This window comes from Nonomuraea sp. NPDC051941, from assembly GCF_044593615.1.
In genome coordinates, this window is sequence record NZ_JBIUCF010000005.1 from 394478 (window position 1) to 402737 (window position 8260).

The following is an 8260-nucleotide window of genomic DNA, read 5'->3' on the forward strand; positions in this document are numbered from 1 at the left end:
CCGGTGCTTTCTATGCTCGGCGTGTGCTGGGGAGAGACGACGAGAGCGAACTGCTTGAGTCGTTGCTGCGGCACGCCGCCGAGGGACGCGGCGGCGGAGCGATCCTCCACGGCGAGCCGGGGATCGGGAAGACCGCGCTCCTGTCACACGCCACGGAGCGGGCGGCGGGGTTCCGGGTGCTCCGCGCGGTGGGCGTCGAGCCGGAGGCCGATCTCGCGTACGCGACGCTGCACCAGCTCCTGCTCCCCCTGCTCGGGCGGGCCCACGAGCTGCCGGACCCGCAGGCGCAGGCTCTGCGCGTCCTGTTCGGGCGCGCGCACGGCACGCCACCCGATCCGTTCCTGGTGGGTCTGTCGACCCTGTCGCTGCTGTCCCTGGCGGCCGGGGAGAAGCCGGTGTTGTGCGTCGTCGACGACGCGCACTGGGCCGATCGGCCGACGCTGAAGACCCTGGCGTTCGTCGCCCGCCGGCTGGACGACGAGCCCATCGCGGTGGCGCTGGCCGCGCGCGCCGACGAGGGCCACGGCACCGATCTGCCCGACCTGCGCCGCATCCCGCTCGCGGGCCTCGAACCCGAAGCGGGCAGGGCGCTGCTCGCCGGGCGCGCGGGCGGGCGGCGCCTCAGCGAGGGTGAGCAGGACCGTCTGCTGGCGATCACCGGGGGAAATCCCCTGGCCCTGCTCGAGCTTGCCGGAAGGAGGATCCCGCCGGAGGGGACACCGGAGCCGCCGGCCATGACCGACCGGCTGCAGCGGTCGTTCCTGGCCAGGATCCGGGCGCGGCATGTCGAATCACTGCCGCTGCTCCAGCTGATCGCCGCCGACGGCTCGGGCAGCGTCGAGACCATCGAGAAGGCGGCCACCTCGATGGGGATCGCCGCCGATCTGCTGCATCGCGCCGAGCTCGACGAGCTGCTGACCTACGACGGGCCGCGGCTGGCGTTCCGGCATCCGCTGATCCGATCAGCGGTCTACCACAGCGCCACGGGCAACCGGCGCGTCGCGATCCACCGTGCCTTCGCCGCGGCCTTCGACACCCCGGCCGACCAGCACCGCCATGCCTGGCACCTCGGGCAGGCCGCCGTCGGGCACGACGAGCACGCCGCCGACCAGCTCGAGCACTCGGCCGAACAGGCGGCCCTGCGCGGGGGCCCGGCCGCGGCCATGGCCTCGCTGTCGCGGGCGGCCGAGCTCACGGTCGACGGCCCGCGCAGGGGACGGCGGCTGTGGACCGCCGCGCACGCCGCCGCCCAGGGCGGGTTCACCGCCGCGGCTGCCGAGCTGCTCGATCAGGCCGAGCGCGAGCCCTCCCTGGAGGAGACGGACCGGATCTCCGTGGCCGTCATGCGAGCCATCGTGGCCGAGTTCGCCGGCTCGCCCGATGACGCGATGGACCTGATCAAGCCCTGGATCCCACGCGTCCTGCGGATCGACCGGCGCCGCTTCGCCCCGACCGTCGCGATGTACGGCAACCTCGGTGTCCGCGCCAACCGGCCACAGGCCTGGGCCGACCTCGCCGGCTGGCTCGACGAGATCGGGTCGGCCCCGGACGACCCGGACGGCCCGGAGGACGCGGTGCTCCTGCTCCTTCGGAACGCCGGCCGGGCACGAACAGGCCGCGATCCAGGACCGGCCGTACGCGACCGCGCGGTCATCGAGTCGCTCACCGATCCGATCACGATGACCCTGGCCGGGTCGATCACCCGCGCGCTCGGCGACCATGAGCTGAGCGGGCGCCTGTTCCGCAACGCCGGGCAACTGGCACGCAACAGCGGCGCCCTCGGCGCGCTCGCGTGGAACCTCGAGTACCAGGCGGCTGACGAGATCTCGCGCGGCAGGCTGGGGCTCGCCGAGGCCCACGCCGAGGAGGGCTGCCAGTTCGCCGCCGAGGTCGGCCAGCCGAACACGGCATGCCGCAACCGAGGGCTGCTCGCGCTGTCCGCGGCCATCCGGGGCCGGAAGGACGCCGGCGAGCTGGCCTCCGGCGTGCTGGCCGAGGCGAGCGACCGCGACCTGGCCGACGCCATGTTCTACGCCAGGCGGGCGCTCGGGCTCATCGAGCTGGTCGCGGGCAGGCATCGCGAGGCCGTACGGCACTTCGGGGCGGTCGGTGCCTGGGACGCCGACGCGCCCCCGGACCTCGTCATGGCCATCGTCCCCGACCTCGTCGAGGCCCTGGTCCGCGCCGGCGAGCGGGATCGGGCCGCCGCGGCCACGGCCCGCTACGCGCAGTGGACCGAACGCATCGCCTCGCCGGACCTGGGCGCGCTCACGGCCCGCTGCCAGGCGCTGGTCCGCACCGACGGCGGCGCCGAGGCCCACTACGCGGAGAGCCTGCGGCTGCATGCCAGGTCGGACGCTCCGCTGGAGCACGCCCGGACGGAACTGCTGTTCGGCGAGCAACTGCGGCGTGACCGGCGGCGTTCCGAGGCTCAGGAACACCTGCGCGCCGCGGCGGAGACCTTCCGCCGCATCGGCGCCCTCACCTGGGCCGAACGCGCGCTGGGCGAGCTGCGCGCCACCGGGGAGTCGGCCCGGACCCGCGCGCCCGAGGCGGACACGCTGAGCACGCTCACCCCACAGGAGCTGCGCATCACGCTGGCCGTCGGAGAGGGGCTGACCAACCGGGAGATCGCCGGGCAGCTGTTCCTCAGCCCACGCACCGTGGACTACCACCTGCGCAAGGTCTTCCAGAAGGCCGGCATCACCTCGCGGGCCGAGCTCATGCGGCTGGTCCTCGCCGAGCGATCCGCCTGAGACCGGCGATTTCACTGATTCGGCGGCCGCCTGGGCCTTCCTAACGTAGGGGCGTCAATTCCCTCGCGGGTCATGACGATGCCGGCCGGTGCGGCACACGAGTGCTCGCCCGCAAGCCCATCGTCGGCCCTGGAGCGGGCCGGACGGCTCGCTCCCAGAACATTCACCGAAGGAACACGTTCATGTCTTCCGCGGATATCGACGACGGCCGGCGCGCCGGTCTCAAGCAGTGGCTCGGGCTGGTGGTGCTGGTCCTGCCCGCCATGTTGCTGTTCATGATGCTCACCATCCTGTTCCTGGCCATTCCCCAGCTGGCCGCGGAGCTCCGGCCGACCAGCACCCAGTCTTTGTGGATCATCGACATATACGGGTTCCTGATGGCCGGGCTGCTGGTCACCATGGGCACGCTGGGAGACAGGATCGGTCATCGCCGATTGCTGATCGCCGGCGCGGTCGTCTTCGCCCTGGTCTCGCTGGCCGCCGCGAACACCTCCGACCCCGCTCTGCTGATCCTGTGGCGAGCCGTCCTGGGCGTCGCGGCCGCCACCCAGATGCCGGCCACCCTGGGCCTGATCTTCGCCACGTTCGCCGACGCGCGGCAGCGGGGAGTCGCCGTCGGCGTGTGGTCGGGCGGCATCTCGGTGGGCACCGGCCTCGGCCCCGTGCTCGGCGGGGCGCTGCTGGAGACGTACTCCTGGCGTGCGGCGTTCCTGGTGGCCGTGCCGGTCATGGTGGTGGTGGCGATCGGCGCCCTCCTGCTGCTGCCCGACAACCGCAACCCGGCGGCGGGCCGGCCCGATCTGTTCAGCGTGGCGCTGTCGCTGGCGACACTGCTGCCCGTCGTCTACGGCGTCAAAGAGCTGGGCAAGGCGGGTACTCTCGCGACGGCGCTGGTGAGCATCGTGGTCGGGCTGGCGTTCGGAGGGTGGTTCGTGCTGCGCCAGCTGCGGCTGCCGGAGCCGCTGCTGGATGTGCGGCTGTTCGCCCACCGCGCGGTCAGCGGTGCGCTGGGCGTCTTCCTGCTGGCCGCGATCGCGCTCGGCGGCGTGTACCTGCTGGTCACGCAGTACCTGCAGCTGGTGGAGGGGCTCTCCCCGCTGCAGGCGGGGCTCTGGGTGTTGCCGGGGGCGGCCCTGCTGGTGCTGGTCTCGACGGTCTCCCCGATCCTGGTACGGCGGGTCCGCCCGGGATATCTCATCGCGGCCGGACTGGTCGTACAAGTGATCGGCTACCTGATGCTCACCCAGGTCGGCGCCGTCGGCGGACTGCCGCTGCTGGTCGCGGGCTTCATGGTGCTCTATCCGGCGGTCGCGCCGTCCATGGCGCTGACCACCAACCTCGTCGTGGGCTCTGTGCCGCCGCAGAAGGCGGGTGCGGCCTCCGGGCTCGCGACAACCTGCAGTGACCTGGGCATCTCGCTCGGCATCGCCGTCATCGGCAGCATCGGCGCCGCCGTCTACCGTACCCGGATCAGTGGCGAACTGCCCGGCGGCCTGCCACCGGAAGCCGTCGCGGCCGGCAGCGACAGCCTCGACGGCGCGGTCTCGGCGGCACGGGGGTTGCCGGGCGAGCTCGCCGCGCAGGTCCTCGCCCCCGCTCGTGAGGCCTTCGCGAGTGGGCTCAACGTGGCGGCCGTCGTCGCGGCGGTCATCGCGGGCGGCGCGGCGATCCTCGCGCTCCTCCGGCTGCGCCACATCCCGCCCACCGGCTGAGAAGGGAATTCACCATGGTGTGGATCCGTCGCGCGATGGCCGACGACGCGGCGACCGTTCACGGCTTGCTGCGTGAGCTCGCTGAACACCAGAATCAGGGGGCCGCGATCACCGTGAGCGTAGATCGCATGGAAGAGCTGCTCCGGCGTCCCGAGATCACCTATTTGATCGCGGAGAGGGATGGACGGGCGATCGGGTACGTGTCCTGGCTCGAGAGGGTCAGCCTGTGGTCGGGCGGCGACTATCTCGCGCTCGACGACCTCTACGTGCGCGCCGGAGAGCGCGGCCACGGGGTCGGTGAACGGCTGATGCGGGCGGTCTCCGCCGCTTCGGGCGGCAAGGTGATCCGCTGGGAGGTCGCCGAGACCAACGTGGCGGCACAGCGGTTCTACCAGCGCATCGGGGCCGGCCTGGTCTCCAAGAAGATCTGCCGATGGCAGGAGGTGGAGTCCCACGCCGCCGGGGAGCCATGATGGGTCCGCGGGCCAAGCAGACGCTTGGCTCGCGAAGACGGGGGAGTGGGGCGGTGGCCGGACCCCGGAGTCGTTCGGGTCGCGTGCTGTGCGGCGAGCGGTGCGGCTCAGTGGGGACCACTCCGCCCCAGGACGGCGGTCACCGCGGTGCTGGTGCCCCCACCAGGAGCAGCGTCCACGGCAGCGCGTCCGCCGGCGCCTGGGTGACGGGACGGCCATCCGACAGCGAGGTGCCGAGGTCCAGGGTGAACACGCCGGTCAGGTAGTCGAGGAACTGCTGGGGGAGCGGCCGGCCGAAGCCGTACTGCGTGGCGATCTGCGCGCCCTCGTCGGCGGTCAGCCTGGCCAGCGCCTCCGGGCTGCCGAACAGCTTGAACGGGCCGCCCGGGAGCGCCCGGGGGAGCGCGAAGTTGAGCGTGAGCGCGACCAGTCACCCCTGCCGTGCTCACCTTCTGCACCGACTCCCACAGGTGCTTGGGAAGGATCGCCATGTCGGCCAGGATCCGGCGCGGAAACTCGGGGTCGGGCGCCTTGAGCGTCATGGTCACGACGTCGCCACTGGCGCTGACCTTCGCGATAACCTCCGGGGGGGTATATGAGGTGCAAGGTGACCCCATCGGGGAGGGCGTGCGTTGCGCGTGACTCTATAGGTCCGCTACGTAGATGCAAGAGCCCATTGTGTAAACACCATAATTCGCATTGAGCTGCGATGACGTGCCCGCCTGGGCTTCTTCGGTCAGAGCTCGTGTGTGGTGTGGGTTGGCAACCTACTATGCCGACTAATAGTCGTGTCAGCGGTTGGCCCTGATCTCCCACCTGGGCCTAGGCTCGGCTTTGAATACGGTAGGGGGGTATGGTACGTTCGAGAAGTCGAAAGGGGGAGACATGGTCGGATACAGCGACAGCAAGCAGGACCAGCTGCGGCGGCTGCGCCGGATCGAGGGTCAGGTGCGGGGGTTGCAGCGGATGGTCGAGGACGACAAGTACTGCATCGACGTGCTGACGCAGGTGTCGGCGGCCACCAGTGCCCTGCAGTCGGTCGCGATCTCCCTGCTGGAGGATCACCTGGCGCACTGTGTCGCCGAGGCCGCCGCTCAGGGCGGGCCGGAGGCTCAGGCGAAGGTCAAAGAGGCTTCCGACGCCATCGCGCGGCTCGTTCGTTCCTGACAGACATCACTGGAGAGGGTTGATCGATATGGCTACCGCTACCTACGCCGTCACGGGCATGACCTGCGGGCACTGCGTGAGTTCGGTGAAGGAGGAGGTCGGTGAGGTGTCCGGGGTCACTTCGGTGGAGGTTGACCTGGCGAGCGGCCTGCTGACCGTGGAGAGTGACAGCCCTGTGGACGCGGCGGACATCGTGGCCGCGGTCGAGGAAGCGGGGTATGAGGTGGCGAGTCGGTCATGAACGCGGCAACCAAGCTTGGTGCCTACGTCGTAGGGCTGGCCGTGGTCTTCGGCGGGGCTCTGGGCGTCGGGAACGCGGTGGGGGAGGTCGGCCCCGCCCCGGCGAAGCCGGAACACGGGGCGACCCATTCGACTCCCGCCGCTGAGAGTCATGGCGGTCATGCGGAGGCCACCGCAACAGCGAAGGGCGATACCCCTGGGGGGCTCCAAGTGTCCGAGAGCGGTTACACGCTGAACCCGTTGACCGCCGTCAAGCCCGGTGAGCCCACGGATTTCCGTTTCACCGTGACGGGTCCGGACGGCAGGCCGGTGACCGACTATCAGGTCGAGCATGACAAGAAGCTGCATTTCATCGTGGTGTCGCGGGATCTGGCGAGCTTCCAGCATGTGCATCCGGATATGGCCGCCGATGGTGTGTGGTCGGTGAAGCTGACGCTGGATGACCCGGGTGCTTACCGGGCTTTCGCCGACTTCGCCCCGACCGGTGGGAGCGGCCTGACCCTCGGTGCGGATCTGCTGGTGGCAGGCGACTACAAGCCGCAGCCTCTTGCTCCGGTGGCTCGTACGGCTGAGGTGGATGGCTACACGGTCTCCCTGGCGGGTGATCTCGTACCCGGCCAGGCGAGCAAGCTCACCTTGAGCGTAAGCAAGGACGGCAAGCCGGTGACGGACCTGCAGCCGTATCTGGGGGCGTACGGGCATCTGGTGGCGTTGCGGGCCGGTGATCTGGCCTATCTGCACGTGCATCCGGAGGAGAGTGTGAAGGCGGGGCCGGAGATCACCTTCTACGCCGAAGTGCCCAGCGGCGGTGACTACCGGTTGTTCCTGGATTTCCAGCATGACGGCAAGGTCCGTACCGCGGACTTCACCGCTCAGGCCGGTACCGGACAGCCCAAACCCACGGCGGAGCCGAGCGCGAGCCCTTCTCACGGCAACCAGCCGCATTGATCGCAGGACACGAGGAAAGGAGATGTGATGTCTTCCCTGACTGAAGGCAAGGCTGTCGAGCTGTCGATCGGTGGCATGACCTGCGCGTCCTGCGCGAACCGGATCGAGCGCAAGCTGAACAAGCTCGAGGGCGTGAGCGCGACGGTGAACTACGCGACGGAGAAGGCGAAGGTCACCTTCCCGGATGGCGTGGATCCGCAGCAGCTGATCGCCGAGGTGGAGAAGGCGGGCTACACGGCCGCGCTGCCCGCCCCGCCCGCCGAGTCCGGCACCGGGGCCGAGCAGGAGCCTGCCGATGAGCTGCGGCCGTTGCGGCAGCGGTTGATCACCGCGGTGGTGTTGAGTGTGCCGGTGGTGGCGATGGCGATGGTGCCGGCGCTGCAGTTCACGAACTGGCAGTGGCTGTCGCTGGTGCTGGCGGCGCCGGTGGTGGTGTACGCGGGCTGGCCGTTCCACAAGGCGGCCTGGACGAACCTGCGGCACGGCGCCGCGACGATGGACACGCTGATCTCGGTCGGCACGCTGGCCGCGTTCGGCTGGTCGCTGTGGGCGCTGTTCTTCGGCAGCGCGGGCACGCCGGGGATGACGCATCCGTTCGCCTTCACGATCGAGCGCACCGACGGCTCGGGCAACATCTATCTGGAAACCGCGGCGGCGGTGACCGCGTTCATCCTGGCCGGCCGCTACTTTGAGTCCCGTTCCAAGCGGCGGGCGGGGGCGGCGTTGCGGGCGTTGCTGGAGCTGGGCGCCAAGGAGGTGGAGCTGGCCGACGGCCGCCGCATCCCCACCGACCAGCTCAAGGCCGGTGACACGTTCGTGGTGCGGCCCGGCGAGAAGATCGCCACCGACGGCGTCATCCTCGAAGGCAGCTCGGCGGTGGACGCCTCGATGCTGACCGGCGAGTCGGTGCCGGTGGAGGTGCGGCCCGGGGACGCGGTCACCGGGGCGACGGTGAACGCGGGCG

At 70.6% G+C, this 8260-nt stretch carries 7 protein-coding genes; all 7 read left to right on the plus strand.

The features are described 5' to 3' along the window. The first annotated feature begins 23 nt into the window (after positions 1-23). On the plus strand, positions 24-2756 hold the full coding sequence (locus tag ACIHFD_RS12825; RefSeq protein WP_397366952.1) for an ATP-binding protein: 2733 nt from the start codon (positions 24-26) through the stop codon (positions 2754-2756). 182 nt (positions 2757-2938) lie between these two features. Then, positions 2939-4468, plus strand: coding sequence for an MFS transporter (locus ACIHFD_RS12830; RefSeq protein ID WP_397366953.1), 1530 nt, complete (start codon positions 2939-2941; stop codon positions 4466-4468). Positions 4469-4482: 14 nt separating this feature from the next. After that, positions 4483-4941 (plus strand): GNAT family N-acetyltransferase, encoded by a 459-nt coding sequence (locus ACIHFD_RS12835; RefSeq protein ID WP_397366955.1) that lies wholly within the window; start codon positions 4483-4485, stop codon positions 4939-4941. Between the two features lie 885 nt (positions 4942-5826). Beyond that, on the plus strand, positions 5827-6108 hold the full coding sequence (locus ACIHFD_RS12840; protein ID WP_397366957.1) for a metal-sensitive transcriptional regulator: 282 nt from the start codon (positions 5827-5829) through the stop codon (positions 6106-6108). 28 nt (positions 6109-6136) lie between these two features. Continuing rightward, positions 6137-6349, plus strand: coding sequence for a heavy-metal-associated domain-containing protein (locus ACIHFD_RS12845; RefSeq protein WP_397366958.1), 213 nt, complete (start codon positions 6137-6139; stop codon positions 6347-6349). Continuing rightward, positions 6346-7296, plus strand: a complete 951-nt coding sequence (locus ACIHFD_RS12850) for a hypothetical protein (RefSeq protein WP_397366959.1) — start codon at positions 6346-6348, stop codon at positions 7294-7296. The genes ACIHFD_RS12845 and ACIHFD_RS12850 overlap by 4 nt, the downstream gene beginning before the upstream one ends. Positions 7297-7323: 27 nt before the next feature. After that, a partial coding sequence (locus tag ACIHFD_RS12855; protein WP_397366960.1) for a heavy metal translocating P-type ATPase occupies positions 7324-8260 on the plus strand: 937 nt, incomplete at its 3' end.

Bases quoted from the DNA above. Each gene is read 5' to 3' on its own strand.
- ACIHFD_RS12835 (WP_397366955.1), top strand. From the start codon at position 4,483: ATGGTGTGGATCCGTCGCGCGATGGCCGACGACGCGGCGACCGTTCAC.
- ACIHFD_RS12840 (WP_397366957.1), top strand. From the start codon at position 5,827: ATGGTCGGATACAGCGACAGCAAGCAGGACCAGCTGCGGCGGCTGCGC.
- ACIHFD_RS12830 (WP_397366953.1), top strand. From the start codon at position 2,939: ATGTCTTCCGCGGATATCGACGACGGCCGGCGCGCCGGTCTCAAGCAG.
- ACIHFD_RS12850 (WP_397366959.1), top strand. From the start codon at position 6,346: ATGAACGCGGCAACCAAGCTTGGTGCCTACGTCGTAGGGCTGGCCGTG.
- ACIHFD_RS12845 (WP_397366958.1), top strand. From the start codon at position 6,137: ATGGCTACCGCTACCTACGCCGTCACGGGCATGACCTGCGGGCACTGC.